The organism is Furfurilactobacillus milii, from assembly GCF_009863985.1.
Classification (GTDB): Bacteria; Bacillota; Bacilli; order Lactobacillales; family Lactobacillaceae; genus Furfurilactobacillus; species Furfurilactobacillus milii_A.
In genome coordinates, this window is the sequence record NZ_WEZT01000005.1 from 136,097 (window position 1) to 158,877 (window position 22,781).

Consider the following 22,781-nt stretch of genomic DNA (forward strand, 5'->3'; position numbering starts at 1 on the left):
CTCATCCTTTCTTAAATAGTAGAATGTGTAACTCATTCAAAAAGATTAATTAGCATCGCTGAAATAATCGGTGAGCCCCTTGGTGATAGAGTGGGCAACCCGATAAGGATACGTGACACCGGAAATTGTCTTAAAGTCGTCACGGTCATTGATGTAACCCATTTCTAGCAAAACGGCTGGTCGTTGGTTGTCACGAATCACTTCAAAGTTGCCGAACTCAATGCCCTTATTTGACATTGGGTAATGATTCATTTGGCTATTCAACGCCTTCGCCAGTTTCATTGAAATGTTTTTGTGATAATAATAGGTTGTCAATCCTGATGATTGATTTTCTTCTGGTGATGAATCGAAATGAATGCTGATAAAGGCGTCAGCTTTTACCTCGTTAGCAATGGCCGGCCGTGGTGCCAACCCGACATACTTGTCACTGTCACGTGTCATAATGACGTGAGCGCCGTGACGTCGTAAATCAGCTGCCACTTCTTGAGCGACCTTTAGCGTGTACGTTTTTTCCATATACTTTGACGACGTCGCATCTAATGTATGAAGTGCGCCAGAATCGTTACCCCCGTGGCCAGGATCAATCACGATGGTGGCTTCAGACAGGTTAGTGGCCTCTTTCAAATTCGTTCTGCGGTTAACGAGCCAACTTGCCACCCAACCTGTATGACGATCATCGTAGCGAACGTGGTACCACAGATTCTTTTCGCCAATCTTAACCAATCGCGAGTTTAGTTTGGCCTTATGAACCGTTTTATAATTGACGTTTGGTCCAGAGCGCACATTCAATTGATTAATGCTCACCGTCACCGTTTCTTCACGCGTCAGAAATACAAGTAAGACACCGAGCGTTACTGTTACAGCAATTGTTAGCAGTAATTGGAACCATCGTTGTTTCAAAAATTTCATTATCTCAATCCTTGTACAATAAAGTACATCAATTATAGCAAACTCACGCCAGAAAGGCGGGAAAAAACGTGATTCGACTTGACAGAAGGGCAAAACTAAACTAAGTTTTAAACACGTAGAAATAATATTAAAACCGTTAATGAAAGATTACTAGCAACGGCGACCCACTCAGAGAGCAAGTGGTTGGTGGAAACTTGTCCGGTCAATGTTGCGAAGACACTTTTTAGGTGGATGAAAATCCCGTCGCAGCAGACGTTACCATGAGAACTTATAAAAGGTGGTACCGTGCGTAAAGCGCCCTTGATGATGAACATTCAGGGGCGTTTTTTTATGCTCTGATAAATGGTTTATATTAAATTGCACTGGAGGCAAACACATGAAATATCAACGACCAAAAGGCACGGCCGATATTTTACCGGGAATGTCGGAAAAATGGAGTTATGTAGAAGATACAGCACGACTATTATTTAACGATTATCAATTTCATGAAATTCGCACGCCAATGTTTGAAAACTTTGAGGTGTTTTCACGATCAGCTGGTGATACCAGTGATGTTGTCACAAAGGAAATGTATGATTTCCATGATAAAGGTGATCGCCACATTGCGTTGCGGCCAGAGGGAACGGCCGGCGTCGTTCGGGCCTACGTTGAAAATAAACTTTACGCACCCGAACAAGAAAAGCCATACAAAGTTTTCTACATGGGACCAATGTTCCGTTATGAACGTCCCCAAATGGGTCGTAGCCGTGAGTTCCATCAAATTGGGGTTGAATCATTTGGTAGCGATTCACCGGCAGTTGATGTTGAAATCATGGCAATGGCAATGGATTTCTTTAATCATCTCGGTTTGACGAATCTAAAACTGGCCGTGAACTCCTTGGGCGATAAAGAAACCCGCGAAGCGTACCATCAGGCATTAGTTGATTACCTTGAACCTCATTTCAACGACCTCAGTGAAGATTCTCAGTCACGTTTGCACAAGAATCCGTTGCGAGTGCTTGATAGTAAAGATAAAAAGGATAAGGAAATCGTTGCTAATGCACCGTCGATTCTCGATTTCATGACACCGGATGCACAAAAGCATTTGGATACAGTTAAGGAAATGCTTGAAGCATTAAAAATTCCGTTTGAAATTGACCCAACGATGGTTCGCGGACTTGATTATTACAACCACACCATCTTTGAAATTGAAACAAATTCGCCTGCGCTCGGTCATGGTTGGATGACCATTTGTGGTGGTGGTCGTTATAACGGGTTAGTCGAGGAACTCGGCGGACCAGAAACCCCCGGATTTGGTTTCGGCATCGGCATGGAACGGTTGTTGCTCTTATTGGACAATTTAGACGTTACGGCGCCAATCAACAATCCACTAAATGCTTACGTTGTTGGTATTGGTGAGGAAACTAATGTTGAAACGTTAAAGCTGGTTCAAGCAATTCGGCAGGCAGGCTTCAGCGCTGATCGTGATTATTTGAATCGCAAACCAAAGGCGCAGTTCAAAACCGCCGATCGTCGTCAAGCAGAATTCACCATTACGGTTGGTGCCCAGGAATTGGAAAGCCAAACGGTTCATTTCAAGAGTATGCGAACAGGTGAAGAAACAACGTTACCAATGGACGCCATTTATCAAGACTTCGCCAGCGTATATGACAAGTATTCAGAAGAATAGAGTGGTGCCAAAGCTCGAGAGAAGTCGAGCTAATAGAAGGAGAGCGAGAGAATATGGAACGAACGCAATACGCAGGTTTAATTGACGAAAGTTATGAAGGCCAGCAGGTTACCCTGTTTGGGTGGGTTCAAAAACGGCGTGATTTAGGTAAGCTGATTTTTATCGACTTACGTGACCGTGAAGGACTAGTTCAGTTAGTATTCAGTGCCGCAAACAGCGAATCCGCTTTGAATTTAGCGGAACAGATGCGTAGTGAATATGTCATTAAGGTCAGCGGGGTTGTTAAGGCTCGCAGTGCCAAAGAAGTTAACCCAGACATGAAGACTGGGAAAGTTGAAATTGAAGTTAGCGATGCAACTATCTTGAACAAATCCAAGGTGCCACCCTTTGATATTGCGGATGGTGTTGAAGCTTCCGAAGATTTAAAGCTGAAGTATCGTTACCTTGATTTGCGTCGGCCAGAAATGCAACGTGGCTTAATTTTGCGGAGTAAGATCACACAAGCGGTTCACAGTTACTTTGATGAAAATGGCTTCATTGACATTGAAACGCCAGACTTAACAAAGTCAACGCCAGAAGGTGCACGTGACTATCTTGTGCCAAGCCGGATTTACCCTGGTCACTTTTACGCATTGCCACAGTCACCACAGTTGTTCAAACAGCTGTTGATGGGTGCCGGTTTTGACCGTTACTATCAACTAGCCCGTTGTTTCCGGGATGAAGACTTACGTGGTGACCGTCAACCAGAATTTACTCAGATCGATATGGAAACAAGCTTCATGAGCCAGCATGACATCATGGATATGACTGAAGGCTTAATTGCCCGCGTTATGAAGAACACGTTGAATTTAGACGTTAAGTTGCCATTCGACCGGATTACTTGGCAAGAATCTATGGACCGGTTTGGCACGGACCAGCCTGATTTGCGGTTTGGCATGGAGTTAAAGGACATCTCTGACATCGTGAAGGACAGTTCTTTCAAGGTCTTCAGTGGTGCTGTTGAAAATGGCGGCCAGGTTAAGGGAATCGCGGTACCTGGTGGTGCAGATCATTATTCACGTAAGCAAATTGATGCCTTTACTGATTACATCAAACGTTTTGGTGCCAAAGGTTTGGCTTGGGCCAAGGTTGGCGCTGATGAATTTAGTGGTCCTGTTGCAAAGTTTGTTAACGACCAGTACAGTGAAATCACGACTGCGATGGATGCTCACGAAGGTGACTTGTTGCTGTTTGTCGCTGATCGTAGCAAGGTCGTTGCTGACAGCTTGTCATATTTGCGGGTAACGATTGCTAAAGAATTAGACATGATCGACCCTAAGAAGTTTGCTTTCCTTTGGATCATCGACTGGCCGTTGTTTGAATATGACGAAGGGGATCAACGTTGGGTACCAGCGCATCACCCATTCACCATGCCAAACGAAGGTGACGAGCACTTCTTAAATGAAGGTGAGAACCCTTATGAAGCTCATGCTCAAAGTTACGATATCATTTTGAATGGTTTGGAACTTGGTGGCGGTTCAATCCGTATCCACACACGTGAATTACAAGAAAAGATGTTGAAGGCGCTAGGATTTACGCCTGAACGTGCCAATGCTCAGTTTGGCTTCTTACTAACCGCGTTGGATTACGGTTTTCCACCGCATGGTGGTCTGGCAATCGGCCTTGACCGGTTTGCACGACTTTTGGCAGGTTCTGACAACATTCGTGAAGTCATTGCCTTCCCGAAGAACTCGAAGGCGACTGAACCAATGACCGAAGCCCCAAGTCCAGTTGCTGACAAACAATTGGAAGAATTGTACCTGAATGTTACAAAAAAGGACAAAGAGTAAACAATTTTGTAACTGCCAGATGCCGCTTACGGTTGCCAACAGTGACACGCTCACCGTGGGACCGGTTCAAACCTCCTGAAAACCGGAGTTTTTCACCTCGTCGCACAGCCCCGTGGGACCCCGAGTCTGCGCGACCGTCCGTGTTGTAAATTCGACAGAGCCATTCGAATTAACAACACTTTCACGGCTCGGTATCACTGTTGACGCCCTTCAGCTAATTTGATTTATCACAACTGGCAATAGTAGGTTGCTCAATATTTGACTACGACGGGCAACATAAAGCTGTTTGTATTTCGACATTTTGTTCATATTTCAAGAAAACTTAGTGATGGCAGTTTACTGCTTTCACTATTTTTTTATATCCAGCACCACACATGACAAAGGTTCAGTTGCTGAGAAAGTTGAAGGCAACTGAATTTCATTATTTTGATTAATAAGCATTTGGCTTCACAATGCTGAATCTTGTTGTGGTGTGCTATAGCTGTGTGATTTTCATGTCAAAAAGAGTGGAGCCAGTGAGAGACATAGTTTCGTGTCGACAACACTTATGGCCTGCATTTTGGCCATGTAGTGTTGTGGGACGACTTCTGAGATGCGAACTTCAGCTCAAAATCGAGGATGAAAACCGCGGGTTTGGCGGGTTGAATCCGGTCCTCATGAAACGGCGTCTCTCACTGGCGGAACGGTAGTTATTTTTTATTTAATTGTTTAAAAGGTTGAACGTCAGCTTTTCAAGAGATGTGAGCAAATTTATTAACACCGGATTATGTTGCTTGATTGTGTGAAATTCTTTACAATAGTGTTGGCAGTCGTCATGAACGATATTGCACAAATGACGATTAAGTTTACCGAAATAGAAGGGATCTTCAACATGAATAAATATATTGCTTTAGTTGGAACCAATTCAGATAAATCAACAAACCGTGAATTGCTCCAATTTATGAAGCGACACTATGCTGATCAGGCCGACATTGAAGTGGTAGAAATTAAGGGCTTACCGGTCTTTAATAAACCAGACAACATGAAAGTGCCTGATGCAGCCTTAGCCATCGCTGATAAGATTGATCAGTCAGATGGTGTCATTATCAGTACACCTGAATACGATCATTCTGTTCCAGCAGCTTTAATGAATGCACTTGAATGGTTATCTTACGGAATTCATCCGTTTGTGGACAAACCAGTGATGATTACCGGTTCCTCGTACGGGGCACTTGGTTCTTCACGGGCCCAAGGACATTTGCGCATCATTTTGGACTCACCAGAATTGCGGGCACGCATTATGCCAAGTTCAGAATTCTTGTTGGATCATTCCTTGCAAGCGTTCGATGACGACGGAAATTTGTTAGACCAAGACAAGTTGAGCAAACTTGATGGGTTGTTTGCCGATTTCCAAACATTTGTTGGTTTGGCCAAACAGCTTAACCACGCAACAAGCATCAATCGCCAAGAAGCAAGCGACTATTCTTGGGACAAACAGTAATGTGACTCAAGCGAGTGATTAGGAGACGACAAATAATGAAACTTGTAGGAATTGCCGGTTCGGTAGCGGACCATTCTTATAACCGGATGTTGCTGAAGTTTATTGCAAACCATTTCAGCGACACGGTTGATTTAGAAATTTTAGATATTAATGATGTGCCAATGTTTAATCAAAGCGATGATCAAACGGACAGTGAACCAATTGCCTACCTAACTCGAAAAATCAGTCAGGCGGACGGAGTTATTATTGCGACACCAGAGCATAATCACACACTAACGGCTAGTTTAAAGAGTGTTATTGAATGGTTATCATTCAATGTGCATCCATTTTCAGACAAACCTGTGATGATTGTTGGTGCTTCATACTATGACCAAGGTTCTTCGCGGGCCCAGTTGATGCTTCGCCAGATTTTGGAATCACCTGGTGTTAACGCCATTGTTATGCCCGGTAATGAATTTCTGCTGGCAGATGTTAAGCAAGCCTTTGATGAAAACGACAACTTGAAGGATGCCAACACCGTTAAGTTTCTTGGCAGTACGTTAGATAAGTTTGTTAAGTTTGTAAGGGTGATTAATATGTTAAACGAACCTCAACCAACTAGTGCTGAAGACGAAGACTTGACTGCTTCTAGCAAGATTGATACGACTGTCGAAGGCGTTGATATGGGTGCTGATGACTGGGTCGAACAGGCCGCTAAAAAGGTCAATGCCGTCGAAGGTGATACGTATGTTAAACTTGACCGTGGTCTTTTAACGGTTGATCAGCTGAACGCGTTCTTAAACTCAATGCCAATTGAATTGACGTATGCAGATAGTAACAATCAGTTCATTTACTATAACCACATGCTGCCTGCTGATAAAATGTTGGCACCACGGACACCGGCTCAGGCGGGCGATCCAATGTCAATGGTTCACCCAGCTCGTGCCGTTAAACATGTTAAGGAAGTTATTCACATGTTACGGACTGGTCAAAGAGACGAAATTAAGATGCCTGTGCCGGGTAACGGCCCAGACAAGTACATTTTGCATGCTTATCGTGCGATGCGTGACAGTGAGAATAAATACTTGGGTATTAATGAATATGTCGAAGACCTAATGCCAATGATCAAATGGTACTTGGCTAAGACCGGTCAGAAGTTAGTTGACGATCCAGACGCCGTGACTGGTGCATCAGCAGAAGCGGCTGACGCTTCGACAGGGGCCTCGTCAGCGGATGAACAGGCCGTTGCTCCGGCAACAACCCCAACGACGCCCGAAACTGATGCCAGCACTGGTGCATCCGAAGATGAGGAAGAACCAACGTCAGTAGCAAGTGCTGAACCAACATCAGCATCGACTGAAACAGCGGCTGATTCTGAACCTGATGATGTCACTGGCGCTTCAGAAGACGAATAGTTTGTTTTCATTTAAGCTATTCTAATCCATTACACATTGCTAAACACTTTTGTTAAGCACAAATAAATACCGTTCATTCGTTGCTACAGATCAAAAATGATATGTAGGCGAATGAGCGGTATTTTTTGATGAGACATTTTAATTAAGGTTGATAACTGACCGTTTTCAGGATGTCAACGAAACGTTGCTTGCCTGTTTTGGTCACTTCATGGCCACGTAATTGTTGCCCTTGCCTGCCGACTTTTGCGGTTACGGTTTTGGGTTGTGTTGACCAGCCTTTTGAGGTGATATGAACTTTGTAGGTAGCTGGGGTGAGGGGTTGATTATTATGAGTCAAAGCATTCGTTGACCACGCTTGGGATTTAACCGCTACATCATCGCCGACAATTGTATCTCCGCGGCTAATGGTGACGTGTAGCTTTGTTTGATCCGGCAAATTAGTTGATCCTTTTAGCTGAACGCGCCCATTGTTATCCACATTAAAGTGAAGTTTGGTACTAACATTAATAGCCGGTTTGCCCTTGCTTGTGCTTAACCAAGTTTCGCCCACACCGGGATTTGAAGATGCAGGTGCCATACCAGCAATCGTCCAAACAACGATGCAAACGAGGCTTAAGACAATCGCTAGAATGGTTTTAGTTCGTTTTTGCCAAGGACCGAAACGGAACATCACGTAAATTCCGGCCGGAAAGAAAATAATGGTTAGCACAATCCCAAACCACGGCTCTTTATAAAATTGATTTGCTTGCGTATTCATGAATACCTCCGGGTTAGTCAATCGTTTAAGTATACCATCAAACATCTGTGGAAACGGTTTCTGCCAAAAAAAGCGTCGATTAAAAAAGCGCCAGCGTGATGGGTTTGTTATAATTGGGGCACATTAAGACAAAGGACATTATTTTATGAATGATTTGCAGCAATTAATTGAACGGCACCAGTATACGGGTCGGGTTGGCACGGCATTTATTTATTCGATCTGTGTCTCAATCGCCCTAAATTTCTTTTGGAATCCTGGTCATATCTATTCTTCAGGAATTACAGGAGCGGCTCAGCTGGTTCACACGTTATCGACACGTTATCTTGGCGTGGACCTTGGCATTGGCGAGTTACTGTTTTTGCTTAATATTCCACTGTTCATTTTGGCTTGGATCAAGATTAGTCATCGATTTACGATTTTTACAATCATTGCCGTCGGGATGTCAACGGTGATGATTCGGGCGCTGCACCCCGTGACCTTAACAACAGATCCGATTATTTGTGCGATTTTTGGTGGTGCCGTTAATGGATTCGGTACCGGCTTAGCATTGCGTTACGGAATCTCTACCGGTGGGTTGGATATCTTAGGCATTGTGATCCGTCGCGCAACAGGTCGTAAAATGGGGACCATTAACATGACCTTTAATGCCTTCATCATTGTTGCTGCCGGGTTTGTGTTTGGCTGGCCATACGCCTTTTATTCAGCAATTGGTATCTTCGTGAACGCGCGTGTTATGGATATGGTGTATACCCGGCAACAGCGGATGCAGGTGATGATTATTACGGATCGGCCCAAAACGGTCGTGGATTCGGTCCAACATCACATTCGTCGTGGTATTACCATTGTGCATGGCGCTGAGGGAGCCTACAAACACAATAAGAAGTCGATTCTGTTTACAGTTATCTCTGGCTATGAAGTTGGTGAGTTGCAGGAAGCCATCAACGAGTCGGACCCCAATTCATTTGTGTCACTGAGTAATATTGTCAGGATTCTGGGGAATTTTTATGAGCCAAGACTGTAAAAATTAGATGTTCAAGTTTGAAGGGAGAAAATGATGTTAGTCGGATCACACGTGAGCATGAGCGGTAAAAAAATGCTGTTGGGTTCTGCTGAAGAAGCTGCAGGATACGGTGCCAATACATTTATGATTTATACAGGGGCACCACAAAACACGCGTCGCAAGCCAATTGAAGAATTAAATATTGAAGCCGGTCACACGTTTATGACGGCACACGATTTAGATCACATTGTTGTCCATGCTCCCTATATTGTTAATCTTGGGAATACGTTTAAGCCAGAAAGCTTTGCTTTTGCCGTTGATTTTCTCAGGGAAGAGGTCAAACGTGCGGATGCACTGGGGGCAGAGCAGATTGTCTTGCATCCAGGTGCTCATGTGGGCGCAGGTCCGCAAGCTGCCATTCAATCCATCATTAAGGGCTTAAATGAGATTCTGACGCCTGATCAGCATGCTCAGATTGCCATTGAAACCATGGCTGGCAAAGGTACCGAAGTTGGCATTACGTTTGATCAAATTGCTGAGATGATTGATGGCGTCACGCTAAATGATAAACTGTCGGTCTGCTTTGACACTTGTCACACCAGCGATGCAGGCTATGATATTAAGGGTGATTTTGATGGTGTAATGAATGACTTTGATCAGATTATTGGTTTAGAGCGATTAAAAGTTATTCATTTAAATGACTCGAAAAATCCTCAAGGCGCGCACAAGGATCGTCATACTAATCTAGGATATGGTACGATTGGCTTTGATCGGTTGAATCAGATTGCCCACGATGAACGATTTGTTAACGTGCCGAAAATTATGGAAACGCCATACGTTGCCGTTGACCCTGAAAACAAGCCAAAGGATAAACGGGCACCATATGGCTATGAAATTGCTGAATTAAAAGCTGGCAAGTTTAATGATCATCTTGTTAGTGACATTGCAAATGGCCGTCCTTACGATGAATTTTTAAATTAATCGCATTTTTCTGAAATAAATCGGCTTGAATAATTGACGAAGGTCAAAGGTTTCTGTATACTTCTTTAAGGACAGTTAAGTGCAGAACGTACAAAACCGTTACTAAACGCTCGAAGGGAGGGGATTTCAAAATGGCAAAGACAGTTGTTCGCAAGAACGAATCCTTAGATGATGCTCTCCGGCGTTTCAAACGGACCGTTTCGAAGAACGGGACCCTTCAAGAATACCGCAAACGGGAATTCTATGAAAAGCCAAGTGTTAAGCGTAAGCTTAAGTCAGAGGCTGCGCGTAAGCGTAAGAACAAGAAGAGTCGTTTCTAATTGTGAAATTGAACGTCAGCTTAGGCTGGCGTTTTTTTCTGTCCAAGAAGCGGTATACTACATTCAGTGACTGAATAATTTGGAGGTATGAGGAATTATGGATTTGTTATCTCAATTGAATGAAGATTTGAAGACGGCCATGAAGGCGCGCAACAAATTAGAATTAAACGTTATCCGTTCATTGAAGACAGGTGTCATGAACGAAAAGATTGAACTGGGTCACGATTTAACCCCAGACGAAGAAGTTGCAGTGGTTTCTCGTGGGTTAAAGCAACGTAAGGAATCATTGGCCGAATTTGAAAAGGCAGATCGTCAAGACTTGGCAGACGATACCAAAGCAGAGATTGCGATTGTTGAAAAATACATGCCTGCTCAAATGAGTGAAGATGAAATCAACAATGTTGTTAAAGAAACGGCGCAACAAGTTGGTGCAACAAGCAAGGCTGACTTTGGTAAGTTGATGGGTGCTGTGATGCCTAAAGTTAAGGGTAAAGCAGACGGTAAGTTGGTTAACCAGGCCGTTAAAAACCTGTTAAGTTAATTTCGTTTGTGACCAGGTTACAGAACAAAGTTTATTGAAATGAGCAATTAATGGAATCCTTATTCTCATATTTGGGAATGAGGATTTTTTGATTGGTTGGTCAAAAAGAGTGTTGTAATAACACTAGTTTCAAGCATTACAGAATGTTTGTGCTGGTGGTCGATTATGATAAAATAGACATTGTACAGTGTTATCTAATTATGATCTAAAGATTTCAATATGGTCGTCTACGATTTAACAATTAAACGATGATCACGGTTGACAGTATGGCGTAGTGACCCAGTCTTTAAACATAAATCAAAAATAAAGTAAGAAACAGCAAAGGAGCGAAACATCTTTGGCAGAAAACCAGTTTGCATTTGAACGACAGTTCCGTTTGTCCACACCGGATTTGGAAGCCGGCCTAGTTGGCGCTAATGACGCCAATTTACGCTTGCTGGAGGAAGGCCTGAATGTTAATATTCACGCCTTTGGCGATACAATTACTGTATCCGGGGATGAAGAACAGTCCGTGGATCGCACAATTAAAATTATTGATAACCTGGTTCAGCTAATTAAAAGTGGCATTACGTTAAACAGTACCGATGTCGTGTCAGCCATGAAAATGGCAGAACGTGGTACGTTAGAGTATTTTCAGGACTTGTACAAACAAACCTTGATTAAGGATGATCATGGACGGGCAATTCGGGTCAAAAACTATGGTCAACGGCAGTACGTTCAATCGATTAGCCATAACGACATTACGTTTGGTATTGGTCCAGCTGGGACAGGGAAAACCTTCTTGGCAGTGGTAATGGCCGTCGCCGCTCTGAAACGGGGGGACGTTGAAAAAATCATCCTAACGCGGCCCGCTGTTGAAGCTGGTGAAAGCCTTGGCTTTTTGCCTGGCGATTTGAAGGAAAAAGTTGATCCATATTTGCGCCCAATTTATGACGCACTTTATCAAATTCTCGGTTCAGAACATACACAACGTTTGTTAGACCGAGAAGTGATTGAAATTGCGCCGCTTGCTTATATGCGTGGTCGTACTTTGGATGCAGCGTTTGTCATTTTGGATGAGGCTCAAAATACGACTAATGCACAGATGAAGATGTTCTTGACTCGTCTAGGGTTTGGCTCAAAGATGATTGTGAACGGGGATATTTCCCAAATTGACCTACCACGGGGGAAACATTCTGGACTTGTTGACGCTCAGAATTTGTTGCAAAACATTAACCACATTGGTTTTGTTTCGTTTAATGCAGATGATGTGGTCCGTCACCCAGTCGTTGCCAGCATCATTAACGCCTATGAAAACCAACCCACACAGGACTAAACTAATCATGTGTTAATCTACAGATACGGTCAGATAATCAAATTAACGGAGTGAAGAATAAACATGGATCTTGAGATAGTTGATCAAACGGAACAAGGCGTGCCTGAAGAACGCGTTACGATGGTTCGTGAAATCCTTGAATTTGCCGGGAAGACAATTAAGTTACCAGAGAATACGGAAATGTCCTTAACATTCATGAACAATGAAGGGATTCGAAAGTTAAATCGCGAATATCGTGGTGTTGATAAAGCAACGGACGTGATCAGCTTCGCAATCGAAGAGGACCCGGACGATGAAGATGAGATTGTCATGGACGATGAATTACGTCAGGAAATTCCGATGAATATTGGGGACATTATGATCTCCGTTGACAAAGTTGCGGACCAGGCGGAATACCTCGGGCACACTTATGATCGCGAATTAGGTTTCTTAGCGGTTCATGGTTTTCTGCATTTAAACGGGTACGATCACATGGAACCAGCAGACGAAAAAGTGATGTTTGATTTACAACGAAAGATCTTGGACGATTATGGCCTCACCAGATAAGCAACAAACAGAGAAGAATCATCATTTTATTCAGGCGTTTCATCACGCCATGGATGGGATTATTGGAACTATCCATAATGAACCGAACATGCGCTATCACCTCATTTTCGCGTTGGCGGCGCTATTGTGTGGTTTGATTTTGCAAATCACTCGAATGGACTGGCTATGGATTACATTGGCCATTTTTACCGTTATTCTGGCAGAATTTGCGAACACCATCGCTGAGTCTCTGAGTGATTTAATTACGCATGGTCAGTTTGATCCGCTAGCTAAACAGGTTAAGGACGTTGCTGCCGGTGCGGTAGTGGTTGCTGCCTTGTTTGCAGTAATCACGGGCTTGCTCGTTTTTGGTCCGCGAATCTGGAGTTTGATTTTGAATTAAAAAACTTGATGACGACACTAAAATGATCATCATGGTTAAGGAGAACACTAAATGACGCAAGAACAACAAGCATTCCATTCCGGTTTTGTGGCGATTGTTGGACGACCAAATGTTGGCAAATCCACTTTTTTGAATCGTGTAATTGGTCAAAAAGTTGCGATTATGAGTAACGTAGCTCAGACCACCCGAAACAAGATACAGGGCATATACACGACAAATAGTGAACAGATTGTTTTTATTGATACGCCGGGCATTTTCAAACCATCGAGTAAGCTAGATGAATTTATGGTGAATTCGGCCATATCGACGTTGAACGAGGTTGACGCTGTTTTGTTCATGGTTAATGCACAAGAAACACGTGGCGCGGGCGATAATTACATCATTGACCGATTAAAGGATATCCATAAGCCTGTTTACTTGGTGATTAACAAAATCGATCAGATTCACCCGGATAAATTGCTGAGTGTTTTAGAGCAGTATAAGGATGCCCTTTCATGGAAAGAGGTCTACCCAATATCTGCTTTGCAAGGCAATAACGTGGATGAATTCTTGGGTCAGCTGTCCAAAGACTTACCAGAAGGACCGCAATACTATCCTGAGGACCAAATAACGGATCATCCGGAACGTTTTGTTGTAGCAGAGCTTGTTCGTGAGAAAGTTTTGCAATTGACTCGTGATGAAGTGCCGCATTCTGTAGCGGTAGAAGTTGAATCGATGAAACGTGAGTCGCGTCCGGGAAAGCGGGCCGATGGTCAGCCCAATGAACTGGTGCATATTGCAGCAACGATTGTTGTGGATCGAACCTCACAAAAGGGCATTATTATTGGTAAAGGCGGCAAGATGTTGAAAGAAATCGGTTCGCGTGCGCGGGCTGATATCGAGCCACTACTTGGCGATCGCGTTTATTTGGAATTATGGGTCAAGGTGGTTCAACACTGGCGGGACAAACCTTCCGCGCTAAGGGAATACGGTTATAAATCACAAGACTATTAGTGCATGTTTGAGTAGTAAGGCTGTGTTCCAAAGCCTAAAGACACCAAGGCACCTCATTCCCAGCTTCGGGAATAGGGTGCTTTTGCATTATTACTTAAACGAGTCTTTGTCACCGGTCTATTCTGCGTTGTTTTTCACTTTTGCTTTCGCGTCAGTTGTGCCACTAACACTGGCGACAACTGGATTTATTTTATGAGTTAGGAGGCGCAATGTGGCAACTTATCAGAACACACAATTTCAAGGGATTGTGATGTATGCAAACGATTATCGAGAACGCGATCAATTGATTAAGATTTTTACCGGTGAGTATGGTAAGAAAATGTTCTTTATTAAAAATGGTAAACGCCGTGGCATGCGTCTCCATAGTGCTCTTTTGTCCTTTACGGTTGGGACGTACGTCGGCAATGTAAATGATCAAGGACTTAGTTTCATTAATGCGGCTAAAGAAACTGCGCAATTACAGCAGATTCGCGCTGACATCAATAAAAATGCATATGCAACATATATTTTAGGATTGGTTGATGCAGCCTTTCGGGATGGTCAAATAGTGCCAGATTGGTTTATGAAGACTAAGAACGCGTTGACCCTTATTGATGACGGGCTTGATGAACAAATCATTACCAATATTATTGAAATTCAATTGTTGCGGGCCTTCGGGGTCGCTCCTGAATTGCAACGATGTGCTGTTTGTGGTCGGACAGACTTGCCGTTTGATTACTCTGAAAAGTTTGGTGGGTTAATTTGTGCCAACCATTTTGACCAAGATAGTCATCGTCTACATTTGGATGCACGAACGATCTTCTATCTGCGCCAATTTTCTGTCATCGATTTAGCCAAAATCACCACGATTAATGTGTCACCAAGAACGAAGCGTGGATTGCGGCGAGTACTGGATTTGATTTACGAGAATAGCGTTGGGATTCATTTGCGTTCCAAACGGTTTATTGACCAAATGGCGACGTGGGAAGATCAGTTAGCAGCTCGTGGTCAGCAGTTGAAACAGCGTCATCAGGCATCGTTAAAGAATGAGGACAAAAAGTCGGATGTGAGCTCGAATCAAGGTGTAAATGACGAAATGTTAACGAGCTCTGATGAACCAGAGCAACAGACAGATTCTGAACAGCATTGACAATTTCTGGCACAATGCCTATGATTATGAGGTTGAACAAGTAAATAAACGTTAACAGCGATCGAAAAGGGTCACCGTGGTCATGGTCAGCGAACTGGGGATAGTGAAAGCTCAGTCATGGTTGCGATAGATTGGCATTTCGGGAGTTAACACCAACTAAGCTGCCTGATTTAATTCAGGAAGTAGGGTGGAACCGCGTAATTAATTCACGTCCCTACATCGACACATTTTGTGCTGATGGAGGGGCGTTTTATTTTGAAGGGAGATCGTCATGGAAATTAAAAAAGATGAAAAACTTTCCGTGCAACAAATTATTTTGACCCTGCAGCAATATTGGGCTGCGCAAGGCTGCATGTTGATGCAGGCCTATGATACTGAAAAAGGGGCCGGTACGATGAGCCCTTACACATTTTTGCGGGCGATTGGACCAGAACCATGGAACGCCGCTTATGTGGAACCAAGTCGCCGACCAGCAGATGGTCGATATGGTGAAAACCCTAACCGTCTGTACCAACATCACCAATTTCAAGTATTGATGAAACCAGCTCCCGAGAACATGCAAGAACTGTACTTGAACAGTTTGCGTGAACTTGGCATTGATCCCCTTGAACATGATATTCGCTTTGTTGAAGATAACTGGGAGAACCCGTCCATGGGTTGTGCCGGTGTTGGTTGGGAAGTTTGGCTTGACGGGATGGAAATCACCCAGTTTACGTATTTCCAAATCGTCGGTGGTCAGGAAATGAATCCGGTTGCCGCCGAAGTAACGTATGGTTTGGAACGACTTTCCTCGTATATTCAAGACGTCAACTCCGTGTTCGATTTGGAGTGGAGTGATGGCGTACTGTACGGTGACATCTTTAAAGAACCAGAGTACGAGCATAGTAAGTATTCCTTTGAAGAAAGCAACCAAGACATGCTCTTGCACCTGTTTGATGATTTCGAACGTGAAGCGAAAGCTAACCTGAGTAAGGGCCTTGTTCACCCAGCGTACGATTATATTTTAAAATGTTCACACACTTTCAATCTACTAGATGCCCGCGGCGCAGTTTCCGTAACTGAACGGGCCGGTTATCTAAGTCGTATTCGGAAGATGGCTTACAGCGTTGCCGTAGCCTTTATCAATGCACGTGCCAAACGTGGTTTTCCATTGATTAAAGACGACAAAGAGCGCGAGGCGGTCCTTGCTGATTGGCGGAAAAAGGAAGAAAAGAAAGCTGCTCGGGCGGCTAAGAAGAACGCAAAGGAGGCCAAATAATGGCACATCAATTTTTACTTGAAATTGGGTTGGAGGAAATTCCTGCTCACGTGGTGACACCAAGTATTGATCAATTGGTTGAACGCACAAAAAACTATTTGGCCGAACAACGGATTACGTTTGACAGCATCAAACCATTTTCCACACCACGGCGGTTAGCGTTACTGATTTCTGGTCTAGCTGATAAACAACCAGATGTTGAAGAAGAAGTTAAGGGCCCGGCTAAGCGGATTGCGCAGGATAAAGATGGTAACTGGACAAAAGCGGCCCAAGGTTTTGCTCGCGGACAAGGTGCCAGCGTTGATGACATCATTTTTAAAGAACTAAAGGGTGAACAGTACGTTTACGTTCAAAAACACGAAACTGGCCAGCCTGTGAGTGAGGTTTTGACTGGTATGAAGGATGTCATCATGGCGATGACATTCCCAACCATGATGAAATGGGGCAGCTACAAGTTTCAATACATTCGCCCAATTCGTTGGTTGATTGCATTGCTGGACGATGAAGTTTTGCCATTCAGTATTCTCGACATCACCACAGGTCGAACTAGTCAAGGTCATCGTTTCCTTGGTCACGAGGTGGAAATTAAGCGTCCTGCAGATTATGAAGAAGCCCTGACAAGTCAGTTTGTTATCGCAGACGCCGCCAAACGTAAGGCTAAAATTCGTCAACAAATTCAAGCACTTGCGATGGAACATAACTGGACGATTGATATTGATGAGGACTTACTGGAAGAAGTTAACAATCTAGTTGAATGGCCAACGGCGTTTGCTGGTCACTTTGATGCTAAATACCTCACAATCCCGGATGAGGTTTTGATTACTTCAATGAAGGATCATCAACGCTTCTTCTATGTGCGTGACGAGGCTGGCAAGTTGTTGCCAAACTTTGTTTCAGTGCGTAACGGGAATGATCAGCACTTAGATAACGTGATTGCTGGGAATGAAAAAGTGCTAACTGCCCGTTTGGAAGATGCAATGTTCTTCTATGAGGAAGATCAAAAACATGACATCGACTTTTATGTGAACAAGCTGAAGTCGGTTAGTTTCCACGATAAGATTGGTTCCATGACTGAGCACATGAAACGGACTGGCATTATTGCTAATTTGATTGGCCAACGTGTTGGTCTTAGCGAAAGCGAGTTAGCAGATCTACAGCGAGCAAGTGAAATTTACAAGTTTGACTTGGTAACTGGTATGGTGGGCGAATTTGCCGAATTACAGGGAGTTATGGGCGAAAAGTATGCTTTGTTGTTTGGCGAAAAACCAGCAGTTGCCCAGGCTATTCGTGAACATTACATGCCTGTTTCAGCTGACGGTAGTTTGCCACAATCTAACGTTGGCGCAGCTTTGGCAATTGCGGACAAGTATGATAGTATCACCGCGTTCTTTGCAGCTGACATGATTCCTAATGGTTCTAACGATCCGTATGCTTTACGACGTCAGGCGTTTGGTATCGTACGCATCCTGCGCGATCGAAAATGGCACTTGCCGTTGTTGAAGATGGGGCAAGACTTTGAAATTGCGCTGTCTAATAAGCACGTTGAATTCAATCCAGAGCTAACGGCTAACTTAGATTCTAGCCGCAAACGGATTCAAGAATTCATGAACGACCGGGTCCGTCAATGGTTTGCTGGCCAGCATGTTCGTCACGATATTGTGGATGCTGTCACGAGCGCTGACACCACAGATGTTGTGAACATGTTGGATGATGCGGCCGCATTAGTGGCACACGTGGATGATAGCAACTTCAAGGATGCTATTGAAGCCTTAACGCGGGTTGCCCGATTAACGAAACAAGATCTGTTGGACGCACCATCACTGCCGGTTGATCCTAAATTGTTTGAAAACGATGCAGAACAAAAACTGTATGACGGCGTTAATGATGTTAAAGCTCATTTCGATGACCGGACACCAGAGCAAAACTACCAAGCATTGGCTGATTTGCAACCAGTTATCGATGCGTACTTTGAAGCCAATATGGTTATGGATGATAACGAAGCCATTCGGCGTAACCGTTTGAATCAACTCGCACAACTTACGAAACTTACCATTCACCTTGGTGACCTTAAACAATTGATCGTTAAATAGGTACAGTGTGGATGTCTACGCTTCCGGTTGTCCACATTGATACGCTCGCCGTGGGACCGGTTTTAGCCTCCTGAAAACCGGAGTCTTTCACCTCGCCGCCAAGCCTCGTGAAACCCCGAGTCTCGGCGACCGTCCGTGATGTAAATTCGAGAAAACCATTCGACGTAACGGCATTCAGCACATTGACTTATAGAGTTAGCTGTTGTGGATAATTTGAATAGTAGTTGATTGAACCGGAAAGAAATCATCCTGTCAATCAGCTGCTATTTTTATTTAGGACGCTATTCGCGCTATACTAAACGTGAAAAATATTTAATTTGAAACCGTTTGATTGCGGTTTGGGAGTGGTAAGCAATGGCATTACAGCTGAAACGAATTTACGAAGCACCGGCTGCCAGCGATGGACAACGAATCTTTGTCGATCGGTTGTGGGCGCGTGGCATCAGTAAGGAACGGGCGGCATTAACCGACTGGGACAAGGAGATTGCGCCTTCCGCAGAACTGCGTAAACAGTTTGGTCATGATCCTGAAAAGTTTCCGGCTTTTAAACGTGAATATGAACGGGAACTAGCAACTAATGAGATGACGAAGGCCTTTATTGAAAAGATTCGGTCAGGATTAGCGGCGGGTAACGTGACACTATTGTTTGGTGCTAAGGATGAGCAGCATAATAATGCAGTCGTGCTCAAGGAATTCATTGAAGCGCACTTGACAAAATAATTTAATAACCGGGCACTAAAATACACGAATTCAAATATTGTACATTGCTGGCAAAGCGTGTATAATGCTCATTGTGTGTAATTGGGCTCAATTTTAGTCGCATTTTTTGTCTCGCGAAACTTAACGTTCACGATGTCGGAAGGTGCGTCTTTTTACGCTCAATAGGCCAGGCTTCAGCACTGGAGGTGATGTTGTGGCAATGAGAATTCCAGAGGATGTCATCGAAAACGTTCGCAGTTCAGTGAATATTGCGGACGTAGTAGGTCAGTATGTACAGTTAAAGAAATCCGGTAAAAATTTGTTCGGCTTGTGTCCGTTTCATGAAGAAAAGACACCGTCATTTTCAGTTAACGAAGAAAAACAAATTTTCCACTGCTTTAGTTGTGGCCGTGGCGGTAACGTGTTTAAGTTCTTAATGGAACTGAATAACATCAGTTTTCCAGAAGCAGTCCTTCAAGTAGCTGATGATGCCAACATCACCATTGCTGACGAGTATAAGCAGACTGAAAGCAGCCCGGTTAATTCTGAGTTTGGACAGTTAATTGGCTTATACGAGGATGCTGCTAAACTTTATCATCATGTGTTAATGAACACGCAGGTTGGTGAAGAAGCGCTGGATTATTTGCATAAACGTGGACTGAACGATGACACGATCAACACGTTTGATATTGGCTTTGCACCTGCCGAAGGACTATTGAAACCCTTCTTTGAAGAGCGAAACGTTGATTATCAAACATTGCGTAGTTCCGGATTGTTCATTGAGAACCAAGACGGGCAGTTGCGTGATCGTTTTAGTAACCGAGTGATGTTTACGATCCGTAATGCTAGTGGCAAAGTGATTGCTTTTTCCGGTCGTTTGTTGCATAAGGATCCAGATGCGCCGAAATATTTGAATAGTCCAGAAACGAAGATCTTCCATAAGAGTGATACGTTGTTTAATTTTGACCTGGCTCGTCGTGAGATTCGTAAAACGGATGCTGTCATTTTGTTTGAAGGGTTTATGGATGTTATTGCAGCCTATTCTGCTGGGGTGAAGAACGGCATTGCTTCCATGGGAACTAGTTTAACTACTGATCAGATCGGTATTTTGCAGCGTGTGACCAATACCTTGTATGTGTCGTACGACGGTGATGATGCGGGTCAAAACGCAACTCACCGGGCGCTGTCGCTAATTAGTGGTCAAAGCAATATGGATTTAGGTGTTGTGCAAATGCCTGAAGGTCTGGATCCAGATGAATACTTGCGAAAGTATGACGCTGAACACTTCCGGGCGGTGTATGAAGGTGCCAAGGAAACGCCCGTTGGCTTTGCGTTACGCTATTTAGCGCGTGGACGCAATCTTGATAATCAAAGTGATCAGTTGACTTATCTGAATGAAGTGTTGAAGATTGTCGCTGGTGTCCACTCGCCAGTTGAGCAGGATTTATATCTGAATCAACTGGTGGATCGCTTTGGTGTTGATAAGGCTAGTTTAAAAGAGCAACTGGCTGACATTCGTCAAACGCAGACGCCAATCGTTGTTCCTGGCGAACAGCCAGCCACACCGTTGCCAAGTACGCCGACACCAGTGAAACAGCTAGTGCGTGAGCCGGCGCATCTAGATCGCATTGAGCGTGCGGAACGGTTATTGTTGCAGCGCATGTTAATTGATCAGAGCGTTTGGCTACATGTCACGGCTAATCAAGATTTTCATTTTGTCCACGACCAGTATCAAACATTGTTTTTAATGGCTCAAGGATTCAAACAAACGCACGCTGATGTTCAGATTGCGGCGTTCTTGGATTATGTCAACGATGATGAGTTACAACATACATTGATTGATATCACAGAGCAACCAAGTGTTGACCGGGATGATATGACCGATGTGAATGATTGTATGCACATCATCATGAATCAAGCGCCCATTGAGGAGCAGATTCGGCAGAAGAACATTGCCATGATTGAGGCCAAACGATTGAATAATCATGACCTCCAAAATCAGCTAACCTTGGAATTAGTTAATTTGTACAAGCAAAAGCAGGCGATGAAAAATGCTTGATAATTCTATTAATCGGTGTAAACTTATTTATTTGTCGGATTGTGAATACTAAGGGGGACCTTGCATGTCTGAAAAGAAAACAACATCTACAAAAGATTTTGATGAAAAGAAGTTCAAAACAGCAGTTAACGCACTAATTAAGAACCGTAAGAAGGCTAAAGAAGTCCGTTATGATGAATTACAAACGGAACTGGTTAAGCCATTTGCGTTGGACGCCGACAAAATTGATGATTTAATGCAAAAAGTTGAGGATGCTGGTATCAGCATCGTCGATGAAAATGGTGACCCCTCTGAACATGCCTTAAAGAACAAAAAGAGTAGTGTTACGACTAAGGAATTAAAGGCTAGTGATGCAGCACCATCCGGAGTTAAAATCAATGATCCGGTACGGATGTACCTGAAGGAAATTGGCCGTGTTTCTCTGTTATCTGCCGATGAAGAAGTTGCTTTGGCTCTGCGAATTGAGCAAGGTGACGAATCAGCTAAGCAAGAATTGGCTGAAGCAAACTTGCGGTTGGTTGTCTCAATTGCTAAGCGATACGTTGGTCGTGGGATGCAGTTCCTTGATTTAATTCAAGAAGGTAACATGGGACTGATGAAGGCCGTTGAAAAGTTTGATTACCGCAAAGGATTTAAATTTTCAACGTATGCCACTTGGTGGATTCGTCAGGCCATTACCCGTGCGATTGCTGACCAGGCACGGACAATTCGGATTCCCGTTCACATGGTTGAAACAATCAACAAATTGATTCGGATTCAACGTCAATTACTTCAAGACTTAGGCCGTGAACCAATTCCTGAAGAAATTGGTGCCGAAATGGATATGCCAACGGAAAAAATTCGTGAAATCTTGAAGATTGCGCAAGAACCCGTTTCTTTGGAAACACCAATTGGTGAAGAGGATGACTCTCACTTAGGTGATTTCATTGAAGATCAGGATGCAACTTCACCAGCTGACCACGCAGCCTATGAACTGCTGAAGGAACAGCTGGAAAGCGTTTTGGATACGTTAACTGACCGTGAGGAAAATGTGCTTCGTTTGCGTTTTGGTTTGGACGATGGCCGGACCCGGACTTTGGAAGAAGTTGGTAAGGTCTTTGGTGTTACGCGTGAACGGATTCGTCAGATTGAAGCGAAGGCCTTACGTAAGTTACGCCACCCAAGTCGTTCTAAGCAATTGAAAGATTTCTTGGAATAGTCAAGGCATCACTAAAATTAGTAGTATGGGCTAGTTGATTGTAATGAGCCTGTTTCGCAAAGTTTGAATATAATTAGATTTGCAATGCATTCATGATCAATTTTTAAATTGACTATGGATGCTTTTTTTGTAGGGTGAATTGTCAAACTAAGTGCAACGGTTTGTCAAAAAATACTTCATATGGGGTTTCATAGTTTAACACTTTGCGAGGACGTTGATTTAACTGCTTTTG

19 protein-coding genes and 1 pseudogene are annotated in these 22,781 nt (G+C 43.7%); 18 read left to right on the forward strand and 2 right to left on the reverse strand.

What is annotated here, in order from left to right:
• Positions 1 to 45 precede the first annotated feature (45 nt).
• A complete protein-coding gene (locus tag GB992_RS03510; RefSeq protein ID WP_161001234.1) occupies positions 46 to 909 on the reverse strand; it encodes an N-acetylmuramoyl-L-alanine amidase family protein in 864 nt (287 codons plus the stop codon).
• A gap of 376 nt (positions 910 to 1,285) precedes the next feature.
• Here GB992_RS03510 and hisS point away from each other — a divergent pair, with 376 nt between their 5' ends.
• The 4 genes from hisS (at position 1,286) to GB992_RS03530 (ending at position 7,281) form a co-directional block, all read left to right on the forward strand.
• Complete coding sequence (gene hisS / locus GB992_RS03515) at positions 1,286 to 2,578, forward strand: histidine--tRNA ligase (RefSeq protein ID WP_161001235.1); 1,293 nt, start codon at positions 1,286 to 1,288, stop codon at positions 2,576 to 2,578.
• 53 nt (positions 2,579 to 2,631) lie between these two features.
• Entirely contained in the window at positions 2,632 to 4,407 is a 1,776-nt protein-coding gene (gene aspS / locus GB992_RS03520; protein WP_161001236.1) for an aspartate--tRNA ligase, read from the forward strand.
• Positions 4,408 to 5,278: 871 nt separating this feature from the next.
• Positions 5,279 to 5,887, forward strand: a complete 609-nt coding sequence (locus GB992_RS03525) for an NADPH-dependent FMN reductase (protein ID WP_161001521.1) — start codon at positions 5,279 to 5,281, stop codon at positions 5,885 to 5,887.
• A 35-nt stretch (positions 5,888 to 5,922) separates the two neighbouring features.
• Positions 5,923 to 7,281 (forward strand): NAD(P)H-dependent oxidoreductase, encoded by a 1,359-nt coding sequence (locus GB992_RS03530; RefSeq protein ID WP_161001237.1) that lies wholly within the window; start codon positions 5,923 to 5,925, stop codon positions 7,279 to 7,281.
• A 142-nt stretch (positions 7,282 to 7,423) separates the two neighbouring features.
• On the opposite strand, the gene GB992_RS03535 is transcribed toward GB992_RS03530, so the two are convergent.
• Positions 7,424 to 8,038: a hypothetical protein gene (locus GB992_RS03535; RefSeq protein WP_161001238.1), complete on the reverse strand. Its 615-nt coding sequence runs from the start codon at positions 8,036 to 8,038 to the stop codon at positions 7,424 to 7,426.
• A 145-nt stretch (positions 8,039 to 8,183) separates the two neighbouring features.
• Between GB992_RS03535 and GB992_RS03540 the strand changes: the two genes are divergently transcribed.
• From GB992_RS03540 to rpoD, 14 genes and pseudogenes are all read left to right on the forward strand, one after another.
• Positions 8,184 to 9,059, forward strand: coding sequence for a YitT family protein (locus GB992_RS03540; protein ID WP_161001239.1), 876 nt, complete (start codon positions 8,184 to 8,186; stop codon positions 9,057 to 9,059).
• A gap of 33 nt (positions 9,060 to 9,092) precedes the next feature.
• Positions 9,093 to 10,019, forward strand: coding sequence for a deoxyribonuclease IV (locus GB992_RS03545; RefSeq protein WP_161001522.1), 927 nt, complete (start codon positions 9,093 to 9,095; stop codon positions 10,017 to 10,019).
• Between the two features lie 131 nt (positions 10,020 to 10,150).
• Positions 10,151 to 10,339: a 30S ribosomal protein S21 gene (gene rpsU / locus GB992_RS03550; RefSeq protein ID WP_017261952.1), complete on the forward strand. Its 189-nt coding sequence runs from the start codon at positions 10,151 to 10,153 to the stop codon at positions 10,337 to 10,339.
• Between the two features lie 97 nt (positions 10,340 to 10,436).
• Positions 10,437 to 10,880: a GatB/YqeY domain-containing protein gene (locus GB992_RS03555; protein ID WP_161001240.1), complete on the forward strand. Its 444-nt coding sequence runs from the start codon at positions 10,437 to 10,439 to the stop codon at positions 10,878 to 10,880.
• A 337-nt stretch (positions 10,881 to 11,217) separates the two neighbouring features.
• Positions 11,218 to 12,195 (forward strand): PhoH family protein, encoded by a 978-nt coding sequence (locus GB992_RS03560; RefSeq protein WP_161001241.1) that lies wholly within the window; start codon positions 11,218 to 11,220, stop codon positions 12,193 to 12,195.
• Between the two features lie 63 nt (positions 12,196 to 12,258).
• Positions 12,259 to 12,741, forward strand: coding sequence for an rRNA maturation RNase YbeY (ybeY, locus tag GB992_RS03565; protein ID WP_161001242.1), 483 nt, complete (start codon positions 12,259 to 12,261; stop codon positions 12,739 to 12,741).
• Positions 12,725 to 13,123: a diacylglycerol kinase family protein gene (locus GB992_RS03570; protein WP_161001243.1), complete on the forward strand. Its 399-nt coding sequence runs from the start codon at positions 12,725 to 12,727 to the stop codon at positions 13,121 to 13,123. The genes ybeY and GB992_RS03570 overlap by 17 nt, the downstream gene beginning before the upstream one ends.
• A 51-nt stretch (positions 13,124 to 13,174) precedes the next feature.
• Complete coding sequence (era, locus tag GB992_RS03575) at positions 13,175 to 14,116, forward strand: GTPase Era (protein ID WP_161001244.1); 942 nt, start codon at positions 13,175 to 13,177, stop codon at positions 14,114 to 14,116.
• 211 nt (positions 14,117 to 14,327) lie between these two features.
• Positions 14,328 to 15,092 (forward strand): annotated as a pseudogene (gene recO, locus GB992_RS03580) (DNA repair protein RecO); the annotation flags it as partial.
• A 424-nt stretch (positions 15,093 to 15,516) separates the two neighbouring features.
• Positions 15,517 to 16,503, forward strand: coding sequence for a glycine--tRNA ligase subunit alpha (glyQ, locus tag GB992_RS03585; protein WP_161001246.1), 987 nt, complete (start codon positions 15,517 to 15,519; stop codon positions 16,501 to 16,503).
• Positions 16,503 to 18,593: a glycine--tRNA ligase subunit beta gene (glyS, locus tag GB992_RS03590; RefSeq protein WP_161001247.1), complete on the forward strand. Its 2,091-nt coding sequence runs from the start codon at positions 16,503 to 16,505 to the stop codon at positions 18,591 to 18,593. The genes glyQ and glyS overlap by 1 nt, the downstream gene beginning before the upstream one ends.
• 354 nt (positions 18,594 to 18,947) lie before the next feature.
• Positions 18,948 to 19,313 carry a DUF488 domain-containing protein gene (locus tag GB992_RS03595; protein WP_161001248.1) on the forward strand — a complete coding sequence of 122 codons (366 nt, stop codon included), beginning with the start codon at positions 18,948 to 18,950 and terminating at the stop codon, positions 19,311 to 19,313.
• Between the two features lie 193 nt (positions 19,314 to 19,506).
• The gene (dnaG, locus tag GB992_RS03600) at positions 19,507 to 21,351 is read left to right on the forward strand and encodes a DNA primase (protein ID WP_161001249.1); all 1,845 of its coding nucleotides are present in this window, start codon (positions 19,507 to 19,509) and stop codon (positions 21,349 to 21,351) included.
• 64 nt (positions 21,352 to 21,415) lie between these two features.
• A complete protein-coding gene (gene rpoD / locus GB992_RS03605; protein ID WP_161001250.1) occupies positions 21,416 to 22,549 on the forward strand; it encodes an RNA polymerase sigma factor RpoD in 1,134 nt (377 codons plus the stop codon).
• Positions 22,550 to 22,781: the final 232 nt, after the last annotated feature.

Bases quoted from the DNA above. Each gene is read 5' to 3' on its own strand.
- hisS (WP_161001235.1), top strand. From the start codon at position 1,286: ATGAAATATCAACGACCAAAAGGCACGGCCGATATTTTACCGGGAATG.
- aspS (WP_161001236.1), top strand. From the start codon at position 2,632: ATGGAACGAACGCAATACGCAGGTTTAATTGACGAAAGTTATGAAGGC.
- GB992_RS03535 (WP_161001238.1), bottom strand. From the start codon at position 8,038: ATGAATACGCAAGCAAATCAATTTTATAAAGAGCCGTGGTTTGGGATT.
- GB992_RS03595 (WP_161001248.1), top strand. From the start codon at position 18,948: ATGGCATTACAGCTGAAACGAATTTACGAAGCACCGGCTGCCAGCGAT.
- GB992_RS03555 (WP_161001240.1), top strand. From the start codon at position 10,437: ATGGATTTGTTATCTCAATTGAATGAAGATTTGAAGACGGCCATGAAG.
- GB992_RS03570 (WP_161001243.1), top strand. From the start codon at position 12,725: ATGGCCTCACCAGATAAGCAACAAACAGAGAAGAATCATCATTTTATT.
- glyS (WP_161001247.1), top strand. From the start codon at position 16,503: ATGGCACATCAATTTTTACTTGAAATTGGGTTGGAGGAAATTCCTGCT.
- GB992_RS03525 (WP_161001521.1), top strand. From the start codon at position 5,279: ATGAATAAATATATTGCTTTAGTTGGAACCAATTCAGATAAATCAACA.
- GB992_RS03510 (WP_161001234.1), bottom strand. From the start codon at position 909: ATGAAATTTTTGAAACAACGATGGTTCCAATTACTGCTAACAATTGCT.
- ybeY (WP_161001242.1), top strand. From the start codon at position 12,259: ATGGATCTTGAGATAGTTGATCAAACGGAACAAGGCGTGCCTGAAGAA.
- era (WP_161001244.1), top strand. From the start codon at position 13,175: ATGACGCAAGAACAACAAGCATTCCATTCCGGTTTTGTGGCGATTGTT.
- GB992_RS03545 (WP_161001522.1), top strand. From the start codon at position 9,093: ATGTTAGTCGGATCACACGTGAGCATGAGCGGTAAAAAAATGCTGTTG.
- GB992_RS03530 (WP_161001237.1), top strand. From the start codon at position 5,923: ATGAAACTTGTAGGAATTGCCGGTTCGGTAGCGGACCATTCTTATAAC.
- rpoD (WP_161001250.1), top strand. From the start codon at position 21,416: ATGTCTGAAAAGAAAACAACATCTACAAAAGATTTTGATGAAAAGAAG.
- rpsU (WP_017261952.1), top strand. From the start codon at position 10,151: ATGGCAAAGACAGTTGTTCGCAAGAACGAATCCTTAGATGATGCTCTC.
- glyQ (WP_161001246.1), top strand. From the start codon at position 15,517: ATGGAAATTAAAAAAGATGAAAAACTTTCCGTGCAACAAATTATTTTG.
- GB992_RS03540 (WP_161001239.1), top strand. From the start codon at position 8,184: ATGAATGATTTGCAGCAATTAATTGAACGGCACCAGTATACGGGTCGG.